Origin of the sequence: Bradyrhizobium sp. CCBAU 051011 (assembly GCF_009930815.1) — a bacterium.
In the GTDB taxonomy this organism is placed as follows: domain Bacteria; phylum Pseudomonadota; class Alphaproteobacteria; order Rhizobiales; family Xanthobacteraceae; genus Bradyrhizobium.
The window spans coordinates 1,738,057-1,764,345 of the sequence record NZ_CP022222.1; the positions used below are offsets into that span (position 1 = coordinate 1,738,057).

At 64.0% G+C, this 26,289-nt stretch carries 23 protein-coding genes; 8 read left to right on the top strand and 15 right to left on the bottom strand.

Features of this window, described 5'->3' with window-relative positions:
* Positions 1–24: 24 nt before the first annotated feature.
* Positions 25–309 carry a 2Fe-2S iron-sulfur cluster-binding protein gene (locus ACH79_RS08350; RefSeq protein WP_161850587.1) on the bottom strand — a complete coding sequence of 95 codons (285 nt, stop codon included), beginning with the start codon at positions 307–309 and terminating at the stop codon, positions 25–27.
* Between the two features lie 10 nt (positions 310–319).
* Positions 320–1,555: a cytochrome P450 gene (locus tag ACH79_RS08355; protein ID WP_161850588.1), complete on the bottom strand. Its 1,236-nt coding sequence runs from the start codon at positions 1,553–1,555 to the stop codon at positions 320–322.
* 80 nt (positions 1,556–1,635) lie between these two features.
* Between ACH79_RS08355 and ACH79_RS08360 the strand changes: the two genes are divergently transcribed.
* Entirely contained in the window at positions 1,636–2,166 is a 531-nt protein-coding gene (locus tag ACH79_RS08360; protein ID WP_161850589.1) for a MarR family winged helix-turn-helix transcriptional regulator, read from the top strand.
* A gap of 241 nt (positions 2,167–2,407) precedes the next feature.
* On the opposite strand, the gene ACH79_RS08365 is transcribed toward ACH79_RS08360, so the two are convergent.
* Entirely contained in the window at positions 2,408–3,619 is a 1,212-nt protein-coding gene (locus ACH79_RS08365) for an ABC transporter substrate-binding protein (RefSeq protein WP_161850590.1), read from the bottom strand.
* Positions 3,620–3,731: 112 nt separating this feature from the next.
* Here ACH79_RS08365 and ACH79_RS08370 point away from each other — a divergent pair, with 112 nt between their 5' ends.
* On the top strand, positions 3,732–4,247 hold the full coding sequence (locus ACH79_RS08370; protein ID WP_161850591.1) for a MarR family winged helix-turn-helix transcriptional regulator: 516 nt from the start codon (positions 3,732–3,734) through the stop codon (positions 4,245–4,247).
* 15 nt (positions 4,248–4,262) lie between these two features.
* On the opposite strand, the gene ACH79_RS08375 is transcribed toward ACH79_RS08370, so the two are convergent.
* Entirely contained in the window at positions 4,263–6,125 is a 1,863-nt protein-coding gene (locus tag ACH79_RS08375) for a feruloyl-CoA synthase (RefSeq protein WP_161850592.1), read from the bottom strand.
* Positions 6,126–6,358: 233 nt separating this feature from the next.
* On the opposite strand from ACH79_RS08375, the gene ACH79_RS08380 reads away from it, so the two are divergent.
* Both ACH79_RS08380 and atzF read left to right on the top strand, forming a co-directional pair.
* Positions 6,359–6,787 carry a MarR family winged helix-turn-helix transcriptional regulator gene (locus ACH79_RS08380; RefSeq protein WP_161850593.1) on the top strand — a complete coding sequence of 143 codons (429 nt, stop codon included), beginning with the start codon at positions 6,359–6,361 and terminating at the stop codon, positions 6,785–6,787.
* Between the two features lie 209 nt (positions 6,788–6,996).
* On the top strand, positions 6,997–8,805 hold the full coding sequence (atzF, locus tag ACH79_RS08385) for an allophanate hydrolase (RefSeq protein ID WP_161850594.1): 1,809 nt from the start codon (positions 6,997–6,999) through the stop codon (positions 8,803–8,805).
* Between the two features lie 91 nt (positions 8,806–8,896).
* Here atzF and ACH79_RS08390 read toward each other — a convergent pair whose 3' ends face one another.
* From ACH79_RS08390 to ugpB, 10 genes are all read right to left on the bottom strand, one after another.
* The gene (locus ACH79_RS08390) at positions 8,897–9,631 is read right to left on the bottom strand and encodes a GntR family transcriptional regulator (protein ID WP_161850595.1); all 735 of its coding nucleotides are present in this window, start codon (positions 9,629–9,631) and stop codon (positions 8,897–8,899) included.
* 2 nt (positions 9,632–9,633) lie between these two features.
* Complete coding sequence (gene hpxZ / locus ACH79_RS08395; protein WP_161850596.1) at positions 9,634–10,026, bottom strand: oxalurate catabolism protein HpxZ; 393 nt, start codon at positions 10,024–10,026, stop codon at positions 9,634–9,636.
* A 2-nt stretch (positions 10,027–10,028) separates the two neighbouring features.
* Positions 10,029–11,426, bottom strand: a complete 1,398-nt coding sequence (locus tag ACH79_RS08400; protein WP_161850597.1) for an AtzE family amidohydrolase — start codon at positions 11,424–11,426, stop codon at positions 10,029–10,031.
* Positions 11,427–11,433: 7 nt separating this feature from the next.
* Positions 11,434–11,616 (bottom strand): DUF4089 domain-containing protein, encoded by a 183-nt coding sequence (locus ACH79_RS08405; RefSeq protein WP_161850598.1) that lies wholly within the window; start codon positions 11,614–11,616, stop codon positions 11,434–11,436.
* A gap of 70 nt (positions 11,617–11,686) precedes the next feature.
* Complete coding sequence (locus tag ACH79_RS08410; RefSeq protein WP_161850599.1) at positions 11,687–13,522, bottom strand: ABC transporter ATP-binding protein; 1,836 nt, start codon at positions 13,520–13,522, stop codon at positions 11,687–11,689.
* Between the two features lie 115 nt (positions 13,523–13,637).
* The gene (locus tag ACH79_RS08415) at positions 13,638–14,537 is read right to left on the bottom strand and encodes an ABC transporter permease (RefSeq protein WP_161850600.1); all 900 of its coding nucleotides are present in this window, start codon (positions 14,535–14,537) and stop codon (positions 13,638–13,640) included.
* Between the two features lie 9 nt (positions 14,538–14,546).
* Entirely contained in the window at positions 14,547–15,560 is a 1,014-nt protein-coding gene (locus tag ACH79_RS08420; RefSeq protein WP_161850601.1) for an ABC transporter permease, read from the bottom strand.
* Between the two features lie 114 nt (positions 15,561–15,674).
* The gene (locus ACH79_RS08425; protein WP_161850602.1) at positions 15,675–17,297 is read right to left on the bottom strand and encodes an ABC transporter substrate-binding protein; all 1,623 of its coding nucleotides are present in this window, start codon (positions 17,295–17,297) and stop codon (positions 15,675–15,677) included.
* Positions 17,298–17,525: 228 nt separating this feature from the next.
* Positions 17,526–18,479, bottom strand: coding sequence for a phosphotransferase (locus tag ACH79_RS08430; RefSeq protein WP_161850603.1), 954 nt, complete (start codon positions 18,477–18,479; stop codon positions 17,526–17,528).
* A gap of 138 nt (positions 18,480–18,617) precedes the next feature.
* Positions 18,618–19,934: a sn-glycerol-3-phosphate ABC transporter substrate-binding protein UgpB gene (gene ugpB / locus ACH79_RS08435; RefSeq protein WP_246738652.1), complete on the bottom strand. Its 1,317-nt coding sequence runs from the start codon at positions 19,932–19,934 to the stop codon at positions 18,618–18,620.
* 258 nt (positions 19,935–20,192) lie between these two features.
* On the opposite strand from ugpB, the gene ACH79_RS08440 reads away from it, so the two are divergent.
* The 4 genes from ACH79_RS08440 (at position 20,193) to ACH79_RS08455 (ending at position 25,010) form a co-directional block, all read left to right on the top strand.
* Entirely contained in the window at positions 20,193–20,474 is a 282-nt protein-coding gene (locus ACH79_RS08440; protein WP_161850605.1) for a hypothetical protein, read from the top strand.
* A 68-nt stretch (positions 20,475–20,542) separates the two neighbouring features.
* Positions 20,543–22,558: a HAMP domain-containing sensor histidine kinase gene (locus ACH79_RS08445; protein ID WP_246738653.1), complete on the top strand. Its 2,016-nt coding sequence runs from the start codon at positions 20,543–20,545 to the stop codon at positions 22,556–22,558.
* Positions 22,528–24,273: a DUF3369 domain-containing protein gene (locus tag ACH79_RS08450; RefSeq protein ID WP_161850606.1), complete on the top strand. Its 1,746-nt coding sequence runs from the start codon at positions 22,528–22,530 to the stop codon at positions 24,271–24,273. Before ACH79_RS08445 ends, ACH79_RS08450 begins: the two co-directional genes overlap by 31 nt.
* Entirely contained in the window at positions 24,270–25,010 is a 741-nt protein-coding gene (locus tag ACH79_RS08455; protein WP_161850607.1) for a response regulator, read from the top strand. The genes ACH79_RS08450 and ACH79_RS08455 overlap by 4 nt, the downstream gene beginning before the upstream one ends.
* Positions 25,011–25,098: 88 nt before the next feature.
* Here ACH79_RS08455 and ACH79_RS08460 read toward each other — a convergent pair whose 3' ends face one another.
* Positions 25,099–26,040: an IS110 family transposase gene (locus ACH79_RS08460; protein ID WP_161849671.1), complete on the bottom strand. Its 942-nt coding sequence runs from the start codon at positions 26,038–26,040 to the stop codon at positions 25,099–25,101.
* Between the last annotated feature and the right edge of the window lie 249 nt (positions 26,041–26,289).

The following is a 26,289-nucleotide window of genomic DNA, read 5'->3' on the forward strand; positions in this document are numbered from 1 at the left end:
AGGCGGTGGCGGCCGGTCACGCCATCACGTCTGGCGGTCCGGCAGGCGCAGCAGCAGGCCGTCAAGGTCCGCAGCAAACTTGATCTGGCAGGACAGGCGGCTGTTGGCCCGCCGTTCGGCGGCGGCGCCGTCGAGCAGCGCGTCCTCGTCGACATAGACATGGCAGGTGGCGCACATGGCATTGCCGCCGCATTCGGCCAGAATTCCACTGACGTCCTGGCGCGTCGCGGCCTGTATGGCGCTTTCGCCATCGCTGGCCTCGATGCGTTGCGCGCGGCCGTCTGGGTGAACAAACGTGATGCTGGGCATGGGCGGTCCGTCAGGCCGGAGAAATCGTGATCGGGAGACTTTCGAGGCCGCGCAGCGTGTTGTTGTAGCGGCGCTTCACCGGCCCTGATATCTCGATCTTTCCAACCTTGCGGGCAATCGCCGCCAGCATCACCTCGCCTTCGAGGCGCGCGACAAGCTGGCCGACGCACATGTGAATGCCGGAGCCAAATCCGACATGGCCCGAAGTGCGGCGGGTGATGTCGTAACGGTCAGGGTTTTCCCAGCGCCGCGGATCGCGGTTGGCGGCGCCGAGGAACATCAGGACCTTCTCCCCTTCCCCGATGCGCTGGCCCGATAGTTCGACCTCCCGCGTCGTGGTGCGGAAGAAGGTCTGCACCGGGCTTTCGAAGCGGATTGCCTCCTCGAAGGCGTTGCGCGCCAGCGTCGGATCGCTGCGCAGCTTTGCCAGTTGATCGGGAAAGCGCGCCAGGCAATAAACGGCGGCGCCAATACCGTAGACGGTGGTATCGAGTCCCGCCGACAACAGCGAGCGCACCAATAAAGGCGCTTCCTCATGGGTGATGTCACCGGCATCGGCGCGGGCGTGAATGCAGGCGCCGAAGCCGCCGGGGGCGAGGTTTTCGCGCTGGCATTGTTCGGCGACATAGGCCTGATGCGGCGCCGAGCGCTCGATTGCTTCCTGACGCAGCTGGTTGGGCGGCCCGAAGGCGTTGAACACGAGGCTCGCATAGGGCAGCAGGTTCTCCCGCCCCTCCTGCTTTAGTCCCAACGCGTCGGGGAAAACCGACAATGGATAGGCCTCCGCAAGATCAGTGATCGCATCAAAGGTGCCGCGCGCCAGCAATTCGTCGGCCTTGGCTTCGGCCAGCGCGGTGAAATGGCTGCGCAGCGGCTTCATCGCGGTCGCCGACAGGACCTGGTTCAGCACGGCGCGGGTACGCGTATGCGCCGGGGGATCCGCCTCGAGAATGATGCTTTGCGGACGCCAGGCCTTTTCCTTGGCGAAATCGCTGAGGCCCACGCCACGGCTGGAACAGAAGGTCATGGGATCGTTGAGGACGGCGTGCACTTCCGCGTAGCGCGCCACGCCATAGACGCCCCATTTGTCGAGCCACACCACCGGCCCGGCCTCACGCAGCGCTTCGTGGATCGGGTGTGGATCCTCGAAGAACTCGGTCGAAAACGGGTCCACGTCGAGATGGGGCACGCCGGCCGGCGCACCACGTTCCGGGGTGACAGATCCGGTCCGGGAGGTCGCGCTCATGTGGGTCTCCTGCATAATGTTCTTGCAGAGCGGTATGCGCTGTCTCTATGTCTGGAACGCTGAAGCGGCTTCGGAAGAGCATGAGCAGAAACAGACAGGCGCGCGTCCCTCGCGCGGGCGCGGCAAGCAGGAGCGGACGGGCCGAACAGGTGCTCGACCTCGACCGCTACGTTCCGGCGCTCATCACCTTCATTGCCAACAAATTGTCGCGCAGTGCGACCGTCGTCTATCAGAAGCGCTTTGGGGTCAACGTCACGGAATGGCGGATCCTGTCGCTGCTGGCGATCGAGCCAGAAATTTCGGCGGCGCGGATCTGCCATGTGATCGGCTTCGACAAGGGGCCGGTCAGCCGGACCCTGGCCGGCATGGAGGAGCGTGGGCTGGTCAGCATCCGGGCCGACCGGGAGGACGGGCGCACCCATTCGATCTCGCTGACCGCGAAGGGATATACCACCCACGATCAAGTCATCGCAGTCGCGCTCGAACGTGAGCGCCGCCTGCTTTCCTGCTTGAGCAAACCGGAGCGCGAGACCCTGATCGCGCTGCTGCTGCGGGTGCACGGCAATCTCGACGCCGTGAAAGGCGCCGGCGAAGTCGATACGCGGAGCTGAACGGCGCGTATTAGCCACGCCGCGACCACCCCACTGCATACGCGACATCGCATTGCGTCGAGACGATCCGACACGCCCGAACATCCGTTTCTCCCTGTGCGGCCCGGCACTCTGTGCTCTGCGGTCGGCCGCATTGTGAAAACACGGTCGCACAAATTAGTTGCCTTGGCAACATATACGACAAGCCTCGACGGTCGATTTTTAGGCGGCGGCCGGTTCCTGCCGGCCGCCGTCGGTCAGATCATCTCTTGACCAGCGGGCAGTTGCCTTCGCTCTCAGGCCGAAACGCTTGATCGCCGGGAATGGTTGCAACGACCTTCAAGAGATCCCACTTCGACGTGGACTCGTCGGGCTTCTTCACCTCGAGCAGAAACAGCGGATGGATCTTGCGTCCATCAGCGCGGATGGTTCCCTTGCCGAACAGCGGGTCGTCGGTCGGCATTGCCTTCATTGCCGCAACCACCGCCTTGCCATCCACGGCGCCGCCGGCCTTGTCGACGGCTTTCAGGTAATGCAGCACGGATGCGTAGACGCCGGCCTGCATGTCGTTCGGATGATTCTTCTGCGGATGACGTTCGGCGAAGCGCTTGGCAAAGGCGCGCGTGCCGTCGTTCAAATCCCAGTAGAACGGATTCATGATCTGCGCGCCCTGCGCGGCCTTCAGCCCGAGCGCGGGAATGCCGTTCATGCCGAGGATCAGGCCGACCAGCCGCTGTTTCTGCGTCAGCCCGAACTCCGCCGCCTGCTTGATCGAAGTGATGGTGTCGTCGCCGGCATTCGCCACACCAACGATATCGGCGCCCGAGGCCTGCGCCTGCAGCAGGAACGAGGCGTAATCGGCGGTGCCGAGCGGATGGCGCACGGCGCCGAGAACTTCGCCGCCGGATGCCTTGACGCCTTCCATGGCCTGCTTTTCCAGATCATGGCCGAAGGCGTAATCGGCGGTCAGGAAGAACCATTTCTTGCCGCCCTGGGCTACCACGGCTTTGCCGAGGCCGCGGCCATAGGCGTAGGTATCGTAGGTCCAGTGCACGGTATTCGGCGTGCACTTCTCGCCGGTGAGCAGCGCGGTGCCGGCGCCGGAGCCGATGAAGACCTTGTTCTTCTGCTCGCTCATGGCGGCGACCGCCAGCGCAATCGCCGAGTTCGGCAGGTCGAAGATGGCGTCGATGCTCTCGGTGTCGTACCAGCGCCGCGCGATGCCGACGCCGACGTCGGTCTTGTTCTGGTGATCGGCGGTAATGACGTCGACCGGCTTGCCGGCAGCCTTGCCGCCATAGTCCTCCACCGCCATCTGCGCGGCGATTACCGAGCCTATGCCCTGATAGGTCGAGAACACGCCCGACTGGTCGTTGAGCACGCCGATGCGGACGCGTTCCTGGCCGTGTGCCGGACTGACGAGCAGTGCGCCGAGCGCGGCAACGAATATCCCTTCGCGAAAAAACTGTCGCATGCATTCCCTCCTGTGCGGAAAAGGCGGCCTTCGCGACCACTTCTAAATTGCTTATAACTTATAAGCATTTTGAGGATTGTCAATTCACGTAATGCCGTGCGAGCTATTGCCTATGGCGAGAATCGGAAGAGTTTCGACGCGCAAGACCAACGGGGGAGCCAGGCCGGCTGAACCGGACCCGGGGCGCGAACTCGATCTGACCGCGCTGCAGCGCACCCCCGGTTTCATGATCCGTATTCTGCAGTTGCAGAATTTCGAGGCGTTTTACCCCTATTTCGAATCGCTAAAGCTTTCGCCGCTCGAATACGCCATTCTCGTCGCCGTCCGCGACAACAAGACGGTGACGCAGAGCGAGCTTGCCGCCGTGCTGAAAATGCAATTGCCCAACCTCGTGAAGATCCTGTCGCGGATGGAGGAGACCGGAGTTCTCAAGCGCAAGCGGTCGGCGCGGGACCGGCGGGCGGTCGAGCTCAGCCTCAGCGCGGCGGGCGAGCGGCGCGCCGACGAAGCCAGCCGGCTCGGCGAGAGTTTTAACGCGCAGACGCTTTCCGCGCTCAGCAAATCAGAACAATCCGCCTTTCTCCAGATGCTGGTGCGGCTGGTGGACGCGCACAAGAACGGGTTTTGAGGGCTCGAACTCATCTCAACCGGCACAGCCGATCCATTCGGCCGAGGTATCATCGTCCAGCGTTGCCACCGCGCTTGCGCGCCGCGTCAGCACCGCGCGCTGGTTGATGTAGCCCTTGTCGGTGATTTCGCCGCCATCAACCGACGGCGGCTCAGCCAGCAGCAGCGCCCGCGTCGCGTGCCCTGACGAGTTGCCGCTCTGCGCCTTCAGCTTCGCAAGGCCCTGTGCGACGGCGGTACGAACCTTGTCGTGGCCGATCACGTCCCTCACATCGGCATTGTCTGATAGGCCGGCATGCGCCCGGCAGGCTGCGGTGTTCGGGAATACCAGGAAGCGAACCTCGTCGCCGCCGTGGCCGGTGACCACGATATCCTGCGCCAGCGGCGCCAGCGCTGCGATGCCCGCAACGCGCAAGGTGCCGACGCTGACCCAAGTGCCGGAATCGAGTTTGAAATCTTCGGCGACACGGCCGTCGAAGAACAATCCGAGTTCGGGACGCGCCGGATCGGCAAAAGTCACGGCGTCGCCGATCAGATAGAAGCCCTCCGCATCGAACGCCTGTGCGGTCAGTTCGGGCGCCTTCCAGTAGCCGGGCGTGACGTTCGGGCCGCGCACCCGCACCTCAAGCTTGTCGCCCGAGGGCACCAGCTTCAGCTCGGTGCCGGGGATCGGCACGCCGATATTGCCGGAACGTTTTGCCTGGAAATGGCAATCGGTGGCGAGCGGCGAGGTCTCGGTCGAACCCCAGGCCGACACCATCGGCAGCGCGCGGCCGACCGTCTTGATCGAAAGCTCTTCCAGCGCATCCCAGAGATTCTGCGGCAAGGCAGCCCCGGCATAGAAGGCGAATTTCACTTCGCTGAAGAATTTCGTCCGCAACGCCTCGTCGCCTCGCAGCGCCGCGATCAGCATGTCGAAACCGCGCGGCACGTTGAAGTAAACCGTCGGCATCACGCTGCGCAGATTGGCGAGCGATGTTGCGAACAATCCGGGCGCCGGCTTGCCGCCGTCGACATAGAGCGTGCCGCCATTGCGCAGCACGAGATTGAAATTGTGGTTGGCGCCGAAGGTATGGCTCCAGGGCAGCCAGTCGAGGATCACGAGTTCCTCGCCGCTACTCTCCAGAAAAGTCCAGGTTTGCGCCTTGGCCTGCTGGCTCGAGGTCAGCATGCGCTGGGTGTTGATCACGGCCTTTGGCGTGCCGGTCGAGCCCGAAGTGAACAGGAACTTTGCAATCGTATCCGGCGTAATCGCGGCAAAGGCCTTTTCGACATCGGGCGTCTCCGGCGTTGCCGCGATGGCGCGGAAGGAGATCGCGTTATCATCGTCTGCACTGCCACTGACGATGGTGGCCGAATGCAGCGGCGTGATCGCAGCCAGCGCCGCTGCGAAAGGTTTTGTCGCGGATACATAGATCGCGCCCGGCCCGAGCAGTGTGATCATGCTCTTGAGCTTGTCGAAATCTCGGGACATCAACGAATAGGCTGGCGAGATCGCGGCCGAGGGCACGCCGACATGCTGGGCCGCAAGTGCAAACAGCGCATGCTCAACGCTGTTGTCGGACAGGATCACCAGCGGACGCTCGGCGCTCAGGCCTTGCGCGAGAATCCACGCAGCGGCGGAGCGCACCTTCTTCAGGGCATCCTTGTAGGTGACCGTCGTCCAGGGCGCATCGGGGCTGGTGCGGTCGGCAAGAAAAATCCGGTCTGGCGCCTGCCGCGCCCAATGCTCCAGCCAGTCACCGATGCAACGCGCGCTGTCCCGCAGCGGCGTCGTGGATTTCAGGATGATGCTGCCATCGGCCCGGCGATCGCTGGCGATCGCGGGCGTCGCGAAAAGCTTCTGGGAATCGGCACCGCTGTTGGCGGCGATAGTCATGGGCTTCCTCCTGCAGCCTCGAACGGGCTGGCTTGACGCTAATGTTGAGCACAACAATTGTTGTCGTCAACAACAATCTTCCCCTTGCTCTCGCGAAGCGCTAAAAGGGAAGGATGACGAGGAACAGTCAGGCACCCAGAATTGCCAAGTCACGAACTGCCAAGCCGCGCGCCGGTATCGGGCCACGCCCCGGCCGCACGCGAAATGGAAACGGCAGCGCGCACAACGATCTCATGAATGGCGAGATCGGCCTCGATGCGCTGGCCGGTCACGCCGGCTATGCGGTGCGCCGCTTCCAGATCTGGATTTTTCAGGACTTCATTCGCACGCTCGGCGCCGTCGACATCCGCCCGACGCAGTATTCGGTGATGACGGTGATCGGCGCCAACCCGGGCCTGAGCCAGATGGCGGTGGCAAAACGGCTCGGGATCGAGCGGGCCAGGCTGGTGCACCTGCTGGACAGCCTCGAACATCGCAATCTCGTCAGCCGGATCAAATCGGCCACCGACCGGCGCTCCCATGCGCTGCACCTGACCGCGCGGGGCCGGACGGCGCTGGCGCAATTCAAGCGGCTCGCCGCCGAGCACGAGCGCCATGTGGCCGAGAAGATCGGCAAGGAGAACCGGGAGCGGCTGCTGCAGATTCTGTCTGCGTTCACGTGATCGCGGCCAGCGCCTCGACCAAGGCCGCGTTCGCCTAAATTTTAAGCATGCATCACTTCAGCCATGCCCGCCGAGTGAGCCAAACTACATAATAAGCATCTGATACTACGTATTTATCCTTCAGGATCGACTTGACGGAGCCATTGTACACAATGGCACATCGCTTGCTTCACTCCCGGTAACTATTGCTCGCTGGAGTTTTGCTCGCCATGGGGTCCGACACGCCTGAAACCATTGCCGACATCGTCGCCGCGCATCGCGCCGGCGCCATGACCCCGGCGCAAACCATTGCCCGCTCCTATCAGCGCATCCGCGCCCATAACGATCCCGCCGTTTTCATCAGCCTGCGCGACGAGCAGGATGCGCGCAAGGAGGCCGAGGCGCTGGCGAGCAAGGACGCCGCAGCGCTACCGCTGTTCGGCGTCCCCGTCGCGGTGAAAGACAATATCGATGCGCTGGGCTTAGCGACCACGGCGGCCTGCCCGGCCTTCTCCTATACGCCGGCGCAGGATTCGACGGCGGTGGCAAAGCTGCGCGCGGCCGGCGCCATCGTCATCGGCAAGACCAATCTCGATCAGTTCGCGACCGGTCTCGTCGGTGTCCGCTCGCCCTACGGCATTCCCGTCAATCCGATCCGCGCCGATCTCGTTCCGGGCGGATCGAGTTCGGGCTCGGCGGTGGCCGTGTCCGCTGGCCTCGTGCCGCTGGCGCTCGGCACCGATACCGCGGGCAGCGGCCGAGTGCCGGCGATGCTGAACAACATCGTTGGCCTGAAGCCGAGCCTCGGGCTGATCTCCAATGCCGGACTGGTGCCGGCGTGCCGCACGCTGGACTGTATTTCGGTGTTCTCACTTACCGTTGACGACGCGATGACCGCTCTTTCGGCGATGGCCGGACCTGACGGCGCCGATCCGTTCTCGCGCGACCGGCCGCTTGCGCCGATGTCGGCATTTCCAGGCACGCTCCGGCTCGGGGTGCCGCGCAACGGCCAATTGATCTTCTTCGGCGACCGCGCCGCCGAGAAAGCCTATAACGAGGCGCTCAAGCGCTGGACACAACTCGGCGCCACGCTGGTCGAATTCGACCTCGAACCGTTTTATGAGACCGCACGGCTGCTGTATGAGGGCCCCTGGGTCGCCGAGCGTTATCTCGTGATCCGCGATCTGCTGTCGTCCTCGCCCGATGCGATCCATCCGGTGACACGCGAGATCACCGCGGCCGGGGCGCAGCTGACCGCCGCCGACACGTTTGCTTCGCTCTATCGCCTGCAGGCGCTGCGGCGCGCGGCCGAACGAACGTTTGCCCATTTCGACGCGATGGTGCTGCCGACGGCGCCGACCGCCTATTCGACCGCGCAGGTGCTGGCCAACCCGGTCGAGCTCAACTCCAGGCTCGGCACCTACACCAATTTTGTGAATTTGCTCGACCTCTGCGGCCTTGCACTGCCGGCCGCGATGCGGGGCGACGGCATTCCGTTCGGCATCACGCTGCTGGCGCCTGCCGGGCGCGACGCCCAGCTTGCCAGCATCGGGCGGGTGTTTCACGCCGACACCAAACTGGCGATGGGCGCCAAGGGCGTGATGCAGCCCACGCTCGCCGCATTGCCGGCCGGCGCGAGCGGCGATGAAATCGCGATCGCCGTGGTCGGCGCGCATCTCTCGGGCATGGCGCTCAACGGCGAACTGCAGGCGCTCGGCGCCCGCCTGCTCGAAGCGACCACAACCGCGCCGGATTACAAACTCTACGCGCTCGACACGGTGCCGCCGAAGCCCGGCATGCTGCGCGTAGATGCGGGCGAGGGACATTCGATCAAGCTGGAGCTATGGGCATTGTCGGCGGCAGCCTTCGGCAAATTCGTCGCCGCGATTCCGCCGCCGCTCGGGATCGGCACGATACGGCTGGCCGACGGCAGGGGCGTGAAGGGTTTTGTGGTGGAGCCCGTGGCGATCGACGGCGCGCGTGATATTTCCGCTTACGGCGGCTGGCGCGCGTTCATGGCTGACAAGGCGGCGGTTTAGCCGTCATTGCGAGCGAAGCGAAGCAATCCATCTCTCCACACCGCGGAAAGATGGATTGCTTCGTCGCTTCGCTCCTCGCAATGACGGAGGCCTACACCGACACCGCGTAAATCTCATACTCCCCGCGCACCAACTCGATGTGCGCCCGCATCGCGGCCGCAGCGCCCGCCTTGTCGCCGCGCATGATCGCGACGACGACGCGGTCGTGCTCGGCGTGCGATTTTGCCAGACGCCCGAGATTGCGGAACTGGGCGCGGCGAAACGGCTGCACCCGCACCCGGGTCGCCAGCGTCATCTCGGCGATGTAGCCGTTCTGCGAGCCGGCATAGATCGCGTTGTGGAAGCGCTCGTTGACCGCGTGAAAGCGCTCGGGATTGCCGGCGTGGCTAAGCACGCGCAATTCCTCATGGATCGCTTCCAGCTTCTGGCGCTCCCCCGGCGGCATCCGTTCGGCGGCCAGCCCCGCGCACAGTGCTTCCAGCTCCGCCATCGCCTCGAACATTTCGGTCAGACGGTCGAGCGACGGCTGCGCCACCACGGCGCCGCGATGGGCGCGCGCCTCGACCAGGCCGCTCGCCACCAATTGCCGCAGCGCCTCGCGCACCGGCGTGCGCGACACCGAAAAGCGCCGCGCGATGTCGGTCTCGTCGAGCGCCGATCCCGGCGGCAGCACGCCGCGCACGATCTCGTCGGCGAGCTGCAGCCGCAGTTCTTCCGCCCGTGTGGTCTTGTCCCGCAAGGGCGAGGGCCGATCGACGCGCCGGACCGCTGTCTCCGGCTGGGCGCCGGCGTGCGGTCCACGTGCCGGAAGATCATCAAGGCTCATCGCTATTGCCCCTTCGGCTCGTCGATGACGCTGACATGCGCCGCGACGATCTTCCACCCGTCGGAAAACCGTATCCAGGTCTGCATCTGCCGCCCCACTTTGCCCGGCGTGCTTTCGCGGTAGAACAGCGTCGAGGCGACCGCGGTATCGCGGCCATAGGTCGTGATCACGGTCTTGTCGGTCCGCCGCATCAGCCCGACCGGCGAGCGCGCGGCGCGGAACGCCATGATGGCATCGTAGCCGTAGAGATTTTCACCGATGCCGTAGCGCAGCGTGCGGGGATCGTTGCGGAACAGCTCGTCGAGCACCGCCACGTCGTTCGACACCAGCGCCTTTTCATAGCGCTGGAACTGCGCGGTCACCTCGGCCAGCACGTCGGGAAGATCGATGTCCATCGTTACAATCCTCTCGGGATCGGCGCGGTGGCGACGCCGGCGCGCTCCAGCGCCTGCGCAACGCGCAGCGCGATATCTTCTCGCCAGGGAGCGGCGATGATCTGCACGCCAATCGGCATCGGCACCAGCGGAATTGGCACCGCGACCACGGGCAGGCCGATGAACGAAATCGGCTGGGTATGGATGCCAATATTGGCGCGCACCGGCAGTTCGACGCCATCGAGCTCGAAGTTCACCTGCCCAAGCTTCGGCGCGATGCAGGGCGTGGCCGGCGCAATGATCACATCCACCGACTTGAACAGCTCCAGCACTTTTGCACGATACCAGCGGCGGAATTTTTGCGCGCGGTCGACCAGGGGCGCCGGCACCATCGCGCCCGCGATCAGGCGGTCGCGCACCGCCGGATCGAAATCGTTCGGCCGCTTGCGCAACCGGTCGAGATGCAACGAAGCTCCCTCGGTGGTGGTGATCACGTAAGCCGCGGCGCGGGCGCGCGCGGCTTCGGGAATTTCAACCGTTTGCGTCGCGTTCAGGGCCTTGGCGACGCGCGCCACGGCCTCGATGGCTTCCGGAAAGACGTTCTTCTGAAAGTATCCGCCGGCCAACGCTACCCGCAGGCCGTCGATGCCCTGGGCCAGCAGCGGCGTTACCGGCTCGACCGGCCGCGTCGTGCATGCCGCATCGTCGGCATCCGCTCCCTGCATCGCGTCATAGGCCAGCGCGAGATCGCCGACGCTGCGCGCCAACGGGCCGAGATGATCCAAGCTGGCGACAAAGGGAAACGAGCGGGCGCGTGACAGCCGGCCGTAAGTCGGCTTCAGGCCGAAGATGCCGCAGAACGATGACGGCACGCGGATCGAGCCGTTGGTATCCGACCCCAGGGCGATCGGAACGAGGCCGCCGCCGACCGCGCTGCCCGAGCCGCCGGAGGAACCGCCGGTCATCCGCGTCGGATCATGCGGATTGCGCGACGGGCCGTCATGCACGTTCTCGCCGGTGAAATCATAGGCGTATTCACCCATGTTGAGTGCGCCAACCAGCACAGCACCCTGCGCCTCCATGCGTTCAATCAGGGTGGCATCGCGCGTCGAGGGTGCAAGATCGCGGTTGATCTTCGATCCGGCGCGGGTGGCAAGACCTTTCACGTTGAACAGGTTCTTCACCGCGAACGGCACACCAGCCAGCGGCCCGACTTTTTGGCCAGCGGCGATGGCGGCATCGACCGCGCGGGCTTTTGCGCGCGCACGCTCGGCCGTGACGTCCGTGAACGAGTTCAGCACGGAATCATGTTTGGCGATCCGCGCCAGCGCCGCTTCGGTCGCATCGAGCGCGGAAAGCTTGCCGTCCGTTACGGCCTGCGCGATTTGTTGGGCCGACAGCCCGTCGGTGTTTGCGGTCATGGCGCTATCAGGCGGTGTAGACACTGGCCGGCTCGGTTTCATCAGGCAGCGGGAATTCGTCGACCAGCCGCGCCAGCCTCAGCGACACTTCGAGATTGGCGCGCACCGCCGGCCGCCAGGTCTCTTCGACCGGCAGGGCCAGCGCTTTCGCAACGGCATTGATGTAATCGTCCAGGGGTTCGGCAGCCATTTCGCTCGCACTCTCTTACTTGGCATGATCTATTCGGAAAACCGGTGTCCACTTTTCCGGATCATGCTGTCTAGTGAACCGGCAACGGCGGATGCGGGATCGCCGTCAGCAATTCCTTGGTGTAGGCATCCTTGGGATCGCCGAGCACGCGTTCGGACGAGCCCTGCTCGACGATTCGTCCCGCACGCATCACGATGACACGATCGCATAGCAAACGCACCACATTCAGATCATGCGACACGAATAAATAGCTCATGCCCATGGATTGCTTGAGATCCTGCAGCAGATTGAGCACGACGGCCTGCACAGAAACATCGAGCGCCGCTGTCGGCTCGTCGAGGATCACAAGTTTGGGATGCAGCGCAATCGCCCGCGCGATGCCGACGCGGGCCTTCTGGCCGCCGGATAATTGGTGCGGGAAACGATCGAGCAGATCGACGGGAAGGCCGACCAGACCGGCAAGCTTCTCGCAGCGTGCGCGCAGCGCGTCGCGCCCCCTGATGTCGCCAAGCTGCATAATGGGATCGGCCATCGCCCGCGCCGCGGTAAAGCGCGGGTTGAGGCTGTCGGTCGGGTCCTGGAACACCATCTGGATGCTCTTGCGCAGCGGCAGTCGCGCAAAGGCTTGCGGCATGATGGCGCCGATCTCTTCGCCGTCGAACACGATGCGGCCGGAGGTCTGGTCGAGAAGCCGCATCACCATCATCGAGGTGGTCGACTTGCCGCAGCCGGATTCGCCGACGAGACCTACGCTCTCGCCATGACCGACCGTAAAGCTGATGCCGTCGACGGCGCGGAATATTTCCGCCTGCACCGGCGGCTTGCGGGAGAACAATTTTGAGAGCACCGCGCTCGCGCCCTGGCGCGGATACTCCTTGACGAGCTTTTCGACGACGAGAAGGGGCTTTGCTTCCCCCCTCTCCCCGCCTGCGGGGTCGCGACGAGCGGAGCTCGCTCTTAGAGGGTCGGGGTGAGGGGCTGTTTCCGCAAGCGCGACTCGTGGAGAGAGCCCCTCACCCGCCGCGCTATGCGCGTCGGCCTCTCCCCGCGCGCGGGGAGAGGCTGCGGAGAATGCCGCGCCGTCCTCTTCCGGCAGCAGATCGCGCAACGACACGCCGATCCTTGGCGTCGCGCGCATCAGCTTTTTCGTGTAGGCGTGCTCGGGCTTGGCAAAAATATCCGCCGACTTCGCCGTCTCCACCACCCGGCCCTTTTCCATCACCACCACCCGGTCGCAATAGGCGGCGGCGAGGCCGAGATCGTGCGTGATCAGGATCGTCGACATGTGCCGGCGTTTTGTAAGCTCCACGATCAGATCCATCACCGCCTTCTGCGTGGTGACGTCCAGTCCCGTCGTCGGCTCGTCCGCGATCAGAAGCTGCGGATTGCAGGCCAGCGCCAGCGCGATCACGACGCGCTGGCACATGCCCCCCGATAGTTCGAACGGATAGGCGTGATAACGCTCGCGGGGACGGGCGATCTTAACCTGCTCCAGCGCCTCGATCGCCTTCTCGCCGCGGTCGCTGGCGGCGCTCTGCACATGCTGGCGGAGCACGTCCTCGATCTGGTCGCCAACCTTCCGGATCGGATTCAGCGCCGCGCGCGGGTTCTGAAAGATCATCGAGATTTCACGGCCGCGCAAATCGCGCATCTCGTTTTCGCTCGCGGCCTTGACGTCGATGCCGGAGAACATCACCGAGCCCTCGGCGATCTTGCCGGCGCGGTCGAGGATGCGCATGACAGCATAAGAAGTTACCGACTTGCCGGAGCCGGATTCGCCGACGATGCCGAGCGTCTCGCCCTTGGCGACAGAAATGTTGACGTGCTGCACCGCTTTCACGATGCCGCGCCGGGTGGTGAATTCAACGGTGAGGTCGTGGACTTCGAGCAACGGCTGGGCCGTCATGATGACCTCCGCAAAAATCTCGAAAACAACCCCATGCAAAGTAGAACGATCAGCACTTCTGTCGCATTTCCTCCCCCCATGCGGGGGCAGAGACGCGCAAAGCTTGAATCAGCCATCACGTCCTCCGCTGCGGATCAACGATGTCGCGCAGGCCGTCGCCGAGCAGGTTGAAGCAGAACACCGCGATCATCAGCGCAAGCCCCGGGAACAGCGCGATCCACCATTCGCCCGAGACCATGAAGGTGGCGCCTTCGGCGACCATGATGCCCCATTCCGCCGTCGGCGGCCGCACGCCGAGCCCGATGAAGGAGAGGCCGGCGGCGTTGAGGATCGCATAGCCCATGGTCAGCGACATCTGCACGATCATGATCGGCATGATGTTGGGCAGGATGTGCACCAGCAGAATGCGCAGTTCCCCATTGCCGGACAGCCGCGCCGCCTGCACGAAGCCGGCGTTGCGGCGGACATTTGCCTCGGCGCGGGCGACGCGCGCATAGAGCGGAAAATTCACGATCGCGGTGGCGATGATGATGTTCTGCACAGTGTTGCCGAGCGCTGCCACGATGCCCATCGCCAGCACGAACAGCGGAAACGCCATGATGGTATCAGCGATGCGACCGACGATGCGGTCGGTCCAGCCGCCGAAATAGCCGGCGGCGATGCCGGCGAGCCCGCCCATCAGGAACACCAGCGCCACGGAGGCAACCGCGATGAACGTATCGAGCCGTGTGGCGACGATGACGCGGCTGAAGATGTCGCGGCCCAATTGATCGGTGCCGAACCAGTGCGCCGCCGAGGGCGGTTTCAGCGCCGCTGATGTATCGCTGGCGAGTGGATCGTAGGGCACGATGTAGGGCCCGAAGATCGCGGCGAACAGGATGATCACCAAAAGGCCGAAGGCAAAGGCGGTGACGCGGTTCTCGCCCAGCACATAGCGGGTGTGTTCGAAGATCGCAGCAAGCCCCGAAGTACGGGCGGGACCGGAGGGTTCAACGGCAGGCAGAACGGCACTCATCTTCCAACCTCACCCTTCCAGCCGCACGCGCGGATCGATTACGCCATAGAGAATGTCGATGAAGAGATTGAGCAGCACGTACATGACCGCCATGGTCAGCACGAAACCCTGCACCGGCGCGAAATCAGACGAAATCAACGCTTCCACCGCGTAGGAGCCGATGCCGGGCCAGGCAAAGACCTTCTCGACCAGCACGTTGGCGCCCAGCAGGAAGGAGAACACCATGCTGAGCGTGGTGATGACCGGCAGCATCGCGTTGCGGAACGCGTAGGTGACGATCACCGTCGAGGGCGAGAGCCCGCTGGCGCGCGCGGTGCGGACAAAGTCGGAGGCCAGCACCGCCAGCATCGAGGCGCGCGTCATGCGGGCGATCGGCGCCAGCGAGAAGATCGCCAGCGTCGCCGCCGGCAGAATCAACTGGCTCAGCGCCGAACGAAACGTCTCGAACTCGCGCGCGATCAGGGCGTCGATCAGATAAAGGCCGGTCACGGTCGGCGGCGCGCTGTAGAACACATCTAACCGCCCGAGCGGCGCCGGCGACCAGCCGAGCCTGAAATAGAAGAGATAGACCAGCACGAGCCCCGTAAAGAACACCGGCAGCGACACGCCGGCCGTCGTGGTGACGCGGCAGAGGTGGTCGATCCAGGAGCCCGGCCGGGTCGCGGCCAGCACGCCGAGCGGGATAGCGATTGAGATCGAGACGATGAGGCCAAGCAGCGTCAGCTCGGCGGAGGCCGGCAGGCGGTTACGGATTTCGGTCGCGACCGGCTGGCCCGTCGTCAGCGACGTGCCGAAATCGCCATGCGCGAGATCGTTGGTGTAGCGGAAGAACTGCTCGATCAGCGGCTTGTCGAAACCGAGTTTCTTGCGGATCTGCTCGATCGCTTCCTTGCTCGCCGCCGGCCCGGCGAAATAGGCGGCGGGATCGCCGGGGAGCGCGCGGGTCAGGAGAAAGGTGACGATCACGACCCCGATCAGCGAGGGAATCGCGAACATCAGCCGCTTGCCGATCATGGTCAGCATGGGGCGCGCTCCGCGCTTGCGAATGGCGAATAGCGAATGGCGAGTAGATAATTGCCGTTGTGTGAAGCCATCCGCTGCCCCCTATTCGCTACTCGTCACTCACCATTCGCCCACTTACGCCTTCACCAGCGCGCGGTAATCGAGGCGGCGGTGGAACCAGTATTGATAACCGGATACGTTCTTCTGCATCGCGACATTGACGTAGGGCTGGTACAGCGGGATGCGCGGGATGTCCTTGAAGGCGAGGTCCACGAAGCCTTTTACGTCGGCGTCGTACTTCGCGGTGTTGCCGATCGCCGCAGCGTCGACGGCGCCGGCGATGTACTCGTCCATCGCCTTGGACTGGTAGCTCATGGTGTTGAAGATCGAATTCTTGCCGTCGTAGCACCAGATGAAGAAGTATTCGGGATAGTCGAGCCAGCCGGAGAACACGTTGGTATAGAGCGGCAGCACTTTCTTGTTCAGTTCGGTACGCCAGTTGGCGCCGGGAATCTTGTTGATAGTGGTCTTGATGCCGATCTGGGCGAGAGACTCCTGCACCAGCACGCAGAGCGGCTCGTTGACGCCGGCAAAGCCGAGGTCGAACGACAGCGTCGTCTCGAAACCGTTGGGGTGGCCGGCCTCGGCCAGCAGCGCCTTGGCCTTCGCAATGTCGGTGACGTATTTGGTCGGCTGCGGCCACGCCACCTCGGTGGCCTTATCCGCAGGCGCGCCAAACATCGGCTTGGCGAGGCCGAACAGCACGGCATCCATGATCTTCTGATAGGGGATAGCGCAGGCGACCGCCTCGCGAACCCTGGGGTTGTCGAACGGCGCGATCTTGACGTTCATGCCGATATACTGGACGCCGTTGGAATACGGCACCGAGACGATGTTGAGCTTGCCGCTGTCCTTCAGCTCGACGAAATCCTTGTTCGGCAGATCATAGGAGATGTCGGCATCGCCGCGCTCCAGCAGCGCGCGGCGGTTACCGGCCTGCGGCACCATGCGCCAGATGACGCGCTTGACCTTGGGCAAGGGACCGCCGGCCCACTCGTCGTTGCGCTCCATGACGACTTCGGTGCCCGCCGTCCATTTCGTCACCTTGTAGGCGCCGGAGCCCGCGGTCTGCTGCTTGGTGTATTCGAGGCCCCACGGATCCTTCTCGGTCGCGTTCTTCTTCACCAGTTCGGAATTGACGATGCAGGGCACGATGACGGCAAGATCGGGAAGAGTGAGACGGTCCTTCTTGGCGAAATCGATCCGCACTGTGTTGTCGTCGACGACAACGAACTGCTCGGTCTTGGTCAGCGAGCCCGCGCCCATCTGGAACGTGGGGAAGCCGCCGACGCTGACCGCGCGATCGAGCGACCATTTGACATCCTTGGCGGTGACGGGCGCGCCGTCGTGGAATTTGGCGTTCTTCTTCAGCTTGAAGGTCACCGACATGTCGCCGACCTTCATGTCCTCGGCGAGTTCGGGCTTGAACTTGTCGCGGTCGTAATACGGCACGCCGCCGGGACCGCTTTTCATCTCGTGGCTGATCAGGCGGTCGTAGCAATTCCACGACACCTCGTAGCCGGGCACGTTGGTGCCCACGCCATGAATGTCGAGATTGTTGGGGCCGCTTTCCGAGACGATCAGCAGCGTTTCCGACCGCGCTTGCGCCTTGGCGGAAGACCAGATCGCCGGCGCCGGCGTGAGCGCGCCGGCAGCCGCCAGCCCCGACACGGATTTGAGGAAATCGCGACGCTTCATGGGTGATGCTCCAAACGCCTGAGGGAAAACGGCCTGGAGATGGAATCGCAAGGTTTGTGCCAACCGTTAAAGAAAGCTTTCTCCCGCCCTAACCGATTGATGCGGCTTGAAATTCAAAAAGAAATGGGCGCCACACCGAGGTGCGACATCCCGTCGAATTGCATACAAAGCGGCAGATTTGCTCATAAAGTATGCAAGAATTTTGAGCGCTCCATTGCTGGGCGACGGTCAGATCGGCCAGAGCAGATCCTGCAATTCCCTGAGATTGGCGGCCTTCTGCTGCCAACCCTCGATGCAGAAGTGCCTGACCGGATCGCTGGCCCGGTGCAGCAGCATCAGCGCCATCAATCGCCGCTTCAGATCGGGCGTGACATCCGCGGCCGAATATCCGAAGCCGGCGAACAGGCTCTGCACTCGTCGCGGCACGCCTGCGGTCATGAAGGCGCTTGGACCTAGCAGGTCGTATTCGGCCCTCCCCGTCATCACGTCGCCGAAATCGAACAGTCCCGCGAGTTGCCAACCCGAACCGCCGCGGCTCAATAAAAAGTTCTCCGGGATGTATTCGCCGGTCAGGATCACCGGCGGCCCGTTCAGCGCGGTCAATGTGGCTGCATCGCCAAGCAGGTCGTCGAGGCCATCCAGAAATTTCTGCGGCAATCCGAGCCGCGCGTGCCGGGCGCGGCATCCTTCGATCTGCCGGCGCATGAAAGCGTCCCAGCCAGGCTCGATCTGCGCAAGCGGTCCGACAGGGGCGCGCTGCACCTCGGCGATGGTCTCGCCGATCTCAGCCAGCACGCGCTCCTTGTCCGCTTCCGGCAGCGAGGGCCAGACATCCGCGCCCAACGCGCCGGTTAGCCGCGTGATGACGAGATATGGCCAGCCGTCGCGCTCCCCTTCGACGACGATTTCGGGGATTGCGATACGAAGCCGCCCCTGAAGCTGCGCCAGCGCGCCCTGTTCCGAGACGAACTGGGCGCGAAGAAACGGCGGGAAGATCTTCAGGATGAGGTTTTCGTCGAGGGCAAGGACGAGATTGGTGCCGGTGGAGAACACATGCGGCGCGGCGCACGCCAAGCCATTGCTGCGGGCGATATCGCGCGCGATCGGCAGCCATTGCGCCGGATCGGCGCGCCAGGTGCGGAACGGTTCGTAGTCGGGGAATGCCGGCAGGGATGCAGTCATGGTGATGCTGAACTTTGTCTGACGTCATTGCGAGCGCAGCGTGTAGCCCGGATGGAGCGCAAGCGAAATCCGGGGCCCGGGCAGCGGCCGCAAGATGAATCCCGGGTTGCGCTGCGCTTCACCCGGGCTACGTGACAACTACTGCTCCGGGTTTGCGCGTTCGAACTGGCGCAGCAGGCGGTTGCCGCGCTCAACGGCGAGATCGAGCGCCGCCTGCGCGGACTGCTTGCCGCTGAAAACCTGCTCGAGTTCTTCGTCGATCACGCTGCGGATCAGCACAAAGGAGCCAAGCCGGATCCCTTTCGAGTTCTCGGTCGGCGATTTCAAGGTCATCTGCTCGATTCCGATCGCCGCACCGGGGTCGCGATCGTAGAAGCCTTGCGCGCGGGTGAGGTCGAAGGCGGCGCGGGTGATCGGCAGATAGCCGGTGTGCTGGTGCCAGGCGGCCTGCACCTCGGGCTTCGAAAGATAGGCGAAGAAGCGCGCGACGCCGGCATATTCGGCGCGCGGCCGGTCGCGCAGCACCCATAGCGTGGCGCCGCCGATGATGGAGTTTTGCGGGGCGCCGGCGATTTCGGGCCGGTGCGGAATCATGCCGTAGCCGACCTCGAATTTGGAATTGGCCTTGATGTCCGCGCGCGTTCCGGACGAGCCGATGAAGATGGCGCATTCGCCCTTCTGGAAGCGCGGCTCGGCCGATTGCCCGCGGCCGCTATAGTCGAAAGCCTTCGTCGCCTGCCATTCCGCCAATTGCGCGATGTGCCGCACCACGTCCGAATTGTTGAAGGTCAATTCGGCATCGAGACCGCCAAAGCCATTGCCCTTGCTGGCCAGCGGCAGATTGTGGAATGCGGAAAAATTCTCGACATGGACCCAGGAGGGCCAGGATGTGGTGAGCCCGCACGCCGCGCCCGCCGCGCGCAGGCGCTTCGCCGCTGCGCCGACCTCGGCCCAGGTCTTCGGCGCCACCTCGGGATCGAGGCCCGCGGCGCGGAACTGATCCTTGTTGTAGTAAAGGATCGGCGTCGAGACGTTGAACGGAAACGAGAGCATGTTGCCCGCGACGTCCGAATAATAGCCGGTCACTACAGGCAGATACGCCTCCGGCGAGAACGGCTCCGACTGGTCGCGCATCAGTTCGAACACCGGATAGATCGCGCCCTTGGCCGCCATCATGGTGGCGGTGGCGATCTCGTTGACCTGGACGATGGCGGGCTGGCTTCGCGAGCGGAAGGCGAAGATGGCCGCCGTCACCGTCTCGGTGTAGTTGCCCTTGTAGGTCGGCACGATCCGGTAATCGGACTGTGACGCATTGAAATCGGCCGCGAGCTTTTCCAGTTGCTTGCCGAGTTCCCCCGACATCGCGTGCCACCACATGATCTCGGTGGCGGCCTGGGCCGGAGACGCCAGCGCCAAGGCGGCGAGCGCTGCGAATTGCAAGAATCTCAGGACCAGTTTCACCGGTGATTACCCCGCTCTGCCGCGCCAGCGACGTGCCTGTTCGCCGTCCTCATAGTTCCCTGCGACGGCGGATTCAATCCGCCGACCTCACCGCAACGCACAATTCAAGATTGTAACCAAATTCTCAGGATAACCCCAGGCTAGCCTCAGCCGGCCGCGCCACCAATAGCCAACCATCGACAAATTCTGCTAAAATTACGTTGAACCTTTTTTCCCCGCTGCAGACTCCTTCTCTAAGGGGATTTGTCGCCCGTGTACCGCCGCGCCAACCTTTCGCGGGTCTTCGTGCTTGTTGTCGCGCTGTTGCTTACGGCGGTCTCAACGGGCGCGCTTGCGCGCGAGTCCGGCATCGCCGGTCCCTGGGGCGAGGTATGTCGTATCGACGGGTTCCAGTCTCGTCTGTCCGGCGCGGAAAACGGAACCCTCGAGCGGACCCGCACCGGCGCACCCGATCTGAACCGTACCAACGTTGCATTGATCGGGACGATGGCGCCGCTATTGGTCGGGCCCCTTCGCAACATGGAGCGAATTTGATCGGCGCACCGCAACAGCCGCGAACATCGGAACGGCCGGCGAGCTTCGCCGCGCGCGGCCGGTTTCACGTGGTCCAGTGGCTACGCGCGGTGCCGATCCGCTGGCGCATTCTGTCGATCGCAGCCTTGAACTCCGCCGTCGTCGTGGTGCTTGCGGTCCTGATCTGGAACGGCGCCAACGTCCTGGGTTCGGCCTGGGACGATGTCCGGCAGGTGCGGGAGTCCGACAAGATCCTGGCGCATCTGGAGAGCGAAACCAGCCGGCTGCAGAACCTGATCCATCGCTACATCAACCAGCCGAGCCCCGAGCTGTTCGCCGAGATCCTGCTGCTGCGCGAGGCTGTGCTCGGCACGCTCACCACGCGCGCATCGAACGACCGGATTCTTTCGGGATCGGTCGAGCGGCTCGAACAGGTCACCGACCGCTTCCTCAATGGCTTCGGCGAATTGCGCGCCGTACAGGCCACCATCACCAAGACCTATGAGCAGCAGGTGCTGGGACCGGCCAGGGAAATGGCCGGGCTCTATTCGATCATCGAGGGTGCCACTGGGCATCGCGACGCGCAGATCTGGCCGTCGCTTGGAAAATCGCGCGAAGCATTTACGGCGCTATTGGTCGCCGCCAACGCCTATTACCTGTCGCCGGGCTCGGCCACCGCCGAAGACGCCCGCAGGAATACCGAGACGATCGAGAAGACCATCCCCGCGATGGCCGACCTCGCCGACAACGATCTGCAGCGCATGGCGCTGACGCGGCTGCAGGCCCGGACGGTGGCATTGCGCGAGGGCATGGCCAAACTGACCGAGCAACTCGCTGTCAGGACCGAGCTGTTGCGCAATACCATCGACGCCAGCCAGGCCGACGCCATCGCCGTCATCGACGAGTTGTCGGTCAAGATGCGCCAGCGCGAGCAAAAGGCGCAGGAGACATTCGACAAGACGTTGTCGGCCATCTCGCGCCGGGTGCTGTCGATCGCGGTGATGTTCCTCGGCATCATCCTGTCCGCCGGCGTGCTGATCGCGCTCTCGATCCGCCTGCCGCTGCAGCAGATCCTGGCGGCGATGCATGCGATCACGTCAGGTAATTACGATCGCCGCGTGCAGGGCACCACCGCCAAGGACGAGGTCGGCGCGATGGCGCGGGCGGTCGACGTCTTCCGCGAAAACGCCATCGCCAAGCGCAAGACCGAGGACGAGCTGCGCGCCTCGAAGGAGAGAGCCGAGAGCGCACTGCTCGAGCTCAACACCGCACAGCAGAACCTGATCGACGCCGAACGGCTGGCGGCGCTCGGTGGGCTGGTGGCCGGCGTCGCCCACGAAGTGAACAACCCGATCGGCATCAGCCTGACGGTGGCGTCGAGCTTTGCGCGGCGGGCTGATACGTTCGAGGCCGAATTGCGCAGCGGGCCGCTGCGGCGTTCCAAGCTTGACGACTTCGTCAAGAGCTCGCGCGATGCCGCAGGGCAATTGGTGGCGAACCTGCACCGCGCCGCCGAGCTGATCCAGTCGTTCAAGCAGGTGGCGGTGGACCGCTCGCATGCCGAGCGACGGCAATTCAACCTGAGCGAGGCCACCGACCAGATCGTCGCGAGCCTGCGGCCGGTATTGAAGAAGGCCGCGATCACGCTGTCGGTCGACGTGCCGGAAGGGCTCGTCATCGACGGCTATCCCGGTTCCTACGGCCAGATATTAACCAATCTTTTCCTCAACGCCGCCAACCATGCCTTTGCCGACGGCCGCTCCGGCGCGATCTCGATCTCGGCGCGGGCGCGCGGCAGCGACGATGTCGAGATCATCTTTGCCGACAACGGGGCCGGAATGACGCCGGACGTGCAAAGGCAGGCATTCGACCCCTTCTTTACGACGCGCCGCAACGAAGGCGGCACCGGACTGGGCTTGCATATCGTCTATAATCTTGTCACTCAACAGCTCGGCGGCCGGATGATGCTGGAGTCAAGGCTGGGACAAGGCACCACATTCCGCATTATCATGCCTAAAGTCGCCAAGGGCGGATCCACGAGTACAGACCAGACAGCAGCCGACGGAACTTCGCAATGGCCGAACAGGACGATGTCCTCCACCTGATCGACGATACCGGGGCCGCTCCGGAGGACTCGTCCGCCCGCAAATGGAAGATCGCCGTCATCGACGACGATGCCGCCGTGCATGAGGGCACCCGCTTTGCGCTGAGCGACTACAGCCTCAACGGCGCGACGCTGGAAATCCTCTCCGCCTATTCCGCGGCCGAAGGCCGCACCTTGATGCGTGACAATCCCGACGTCGCCGCCGTGCTGCTCGATGTCATCATGGAGACCGACGTCGCGGGGCTCGAGCTCGTGGAATACATCCGCAACGAGATCAAGAACGAAACCGTGCGCATCATCCTGCGCACCGGCCAGCCGGGACAGGCGCCCGAGCGCCGCGTCATCGTCCAGTACGACATCAACGACTACAAGGCCAAGACCGAGCTGACGGCCGACAAGCTGTTCACCTCGCTGACCGCGGCGCTGCGCAGCTACCAGCAGCTCGAACGCATGGTGCAGACGCGCCGCGGGCTTGAAATCATCATCGATGCCGCCTCGACGCTCTACGACTTCAAATCGATGCAGCGGCTGGCCGAAGGCGTGCTGACGCAGCTCGCCTCGCTGCTCAATGTCGATTGCGCCGGCATCCTGGTGCTGCGCGACGACGGCGTTGCGGGGAGCGAATTCTCGGTGCTGGCCGGCTCGGGCTGCTATAGCCGCTTCATCGGCACCACCAGCTCCAAGGCACTCGACCCGGATTTGCGGCAGATGGTGGAAGCCGCCTTCCAGCGCCGCAAGAACGAATTCGCCGACCACCGCAGCGTGCTTTATTTGCGCACCGGCTCTGGCCGCGAGGTGGTGGTGCTGCTGCAGGCCGAGCGCCAATTGTCCGACACCGACCGCGCGCTGGTCGAGATTTTCTCCAGCCGGCTGTCGATCGCGTTCGACAACGTGATCCTCTACCGGCAACTGCATGAGGCCAATACCCAGCTCGAAGACCGCGTCGCCCAGCGCACCCGCGCGCTGATGCAGGCCAACCGCAGGCTCTCGGCGCAGTGGCTGCGGCTGCAGCGCGCCAACGGCTTCAAGAACGAAATTCTCGGCACCGTCGCGCATGATCTGAAGAATCCGCTCGGCGTGATCCTCGGCCGCACCGAGATGCTGACCGAGCTGATCGGCGCCGGCTCGCCCAAGGAGAACGTCACCGCGCAGGTCGAGCACATCAGGGACGCCACCAAGCGCCTGACCACGATGGTCGACCACCTGATTTCGGATGCGATGGCGGACGCCTTCGACATCACCATCCGCCGCGAACCGGTCGATATCGCCGCCCTCGTGTCCGAGGTCACCGAATCTAACCTGCCTTCGGCCGTCAACAAGCAGCAGGCCATCACGGTGTCGGCGCCGCCTAACATCGTCACCATGTGCGATACCGACCGGATCCGCGAGGCGATCGACAACCTCGTCAGCAACGCCATCAAATATTCGCCGATCGGCGGCAAGATCATGGTGACCGTCACCCATGAGAGCGGCGACACGGTGATCCGGATCGCCGACCAGGGTGCCGGCCTTTCGCCGGAGGATCTCGGCCGGCTATTTGGGCGTTTTCAGCGTTTATCGGCCAAGCCGACGGCCGGGGAAAGTTCGACCGGCCTCGGCCTGTCGATCGTCAAACGTATCATCGACATGCATGGCGGCCATGTGACCGCGGAAAGCGCCGGCCCCGGACAGGGATCGACGTTTACGGTTACACTGCCCGCGACAGAGACGACATGACCCAGAGCCCGCACATCTTCATCGTCGACGACGAGGCACCGGCCCGCGAGATGGTCGGCGATTACCTCAAGATGCACGGATTTGGCGTCACGCTGTGCGACGGCGGCAAGAGCCTGCGCAAGGAGATCGAGTCCAACACACCCGATCTCGTGGTGCTCGACCTCAACATGCCCGAGGAAGACGGGCTCTCGATCATCCGCGACCTCAAGAGCCGCATCAACGTCCCCGTCATCATGCTGACGGCGACCGCAAGCCCGATCGACCGCGTCGTCGGCCTCGAACTCGGCGCCGACGACTACATTGCAAAGCCCTGCGAGCTGCGCGAACTGATGGCGCGCATCCGCTCGGTGCTTCGCCGCAGCACGCCGGCGAAGACGGCTGCCGCGCCCGAGGCTGCTCCGGCAAAGGCGGAGAAAGAGCAATTGGTGCGGTTCGGCACCAAATGGCTCGACCTCGAAGCGCAGGCGCTGCGCGACGACGAAGGCAACGAGCATCCGCTGACGGCGTCCGAATTCGGCCTGTTGAAAGTGTTCGCGGCGAACCCGAAGCGCGTGCTGTCGCGCGAGCGGCTTTTGGAATTGGCCAATGCGCGCGACGCCGAAGCATTCGACCGCGCTGTCGACCTGCGCATCATGCGCATCCGCCGCAAGATCGAGATCGATCCGACCAAGCCCGCCGTGATCCGCACGATTCGTGGTGGCGGCTATCTGTTCTCGCCGACGGGAGAGAAGGGTTAGCGCTCTGCGCTCCCTCGCCCCGCTCTTGCGGGGTCGAGACAAGCGAAGCTTGCTCTTAGAGGGTTGGGGTGAGCGACTATCTGGTTTGTCAAGTTGCATTGGCATACGCGGTTCGCGCGTCGCGAGCTTTTGCGTTGAGCCTGACGAGGAGCTTGCGGGCAAGGGCAATGCGAACGACCATTTTCTCCTTGCCGGCCTTGAGCAGCCTGTCGCGGAACTCGGCAAGGCTTTTGTCGTAGCGGGCGGCGATGGCCGCGACGAGGAAGAGGATCGAGCGGACGCCGGCGCGACCACCGCGGGTGGGTCGCTTGCCCTTTCGCTTACCGCTGTCATTGGCGATCGGGGCAAGGCCGGCAAGCTTGGCAATGGCTTTGTTGGAGAGCGTGCCAATTTCCGGTAGTTCGGCATGAAGGCGCGCAACGGTCCGCCCGGCGACGCCCTTCATCTCGCGCCAGGTCTCGGCGAGCTTTGCCCACAGCGGATCGTCATCGATCATGGAGGCGATTTCCCCCTCGAGCGAGCGGGATTGGCGCTTGAGCAGGGCGATCACTTCGTCGAGGCTGGCCAGCATCTCGGGGTTATCGAGCAGGCTTGCGCGACGCTGCTTCTGCACGGTGAGATCGTCGGTGACCTGCCGGAGCCTTGCCACAAGCGCCTTCAGGCGCTGCTGGGCTTGGCTTGGCAAGGGGGTCGGAGCCAGGTTCTTGGCATGGGCGAAGCGGGCAATGACGGAGGAATCGATCCGGTCGGTCTTTTCCAGAATGCCCATCGCCTCGGCGTAGCGGCGGACGTTGCGTGGATTGGTCAGCGCGCAGCTGATGCCTTTTTCCCACAGCTCGACGAATGCCCGTCGCTCGTACCCGCCACTGGCCTCCATCACCACCAGCGTGACGGCATGTTCACGGCAGAACGCGGCCAGTTCCGCAATGCCTGCCGTATCGTTATTGAAGCTCGCAAGCCGATGCCCGGGCTCGATGCAGACATCGAGCTTGGCTTTCGAAACGTCCACTCCACAAATTGTGTTCTTCACGGTAACCTGCCTTGTCCATGCGATCGGAGCTCAAGCGACTGTTCGGTCGTGCGTGACATGGCGAAGATCCCAAAGCTCACCCACGGTTGTAGCCGGAGGGGGAACGGGCGACATCGCCACGCGTCTTGGCCGGTGGCCACCGGCCAAGACGCTAAGTCGCTTCCATCGCACAAATCTTGGCCGTGCAGATACAAGGGGCTTCTCTCCGGGAGTGCTGCGGCCCGTTGATGGACCTGTACCCCCTCACCC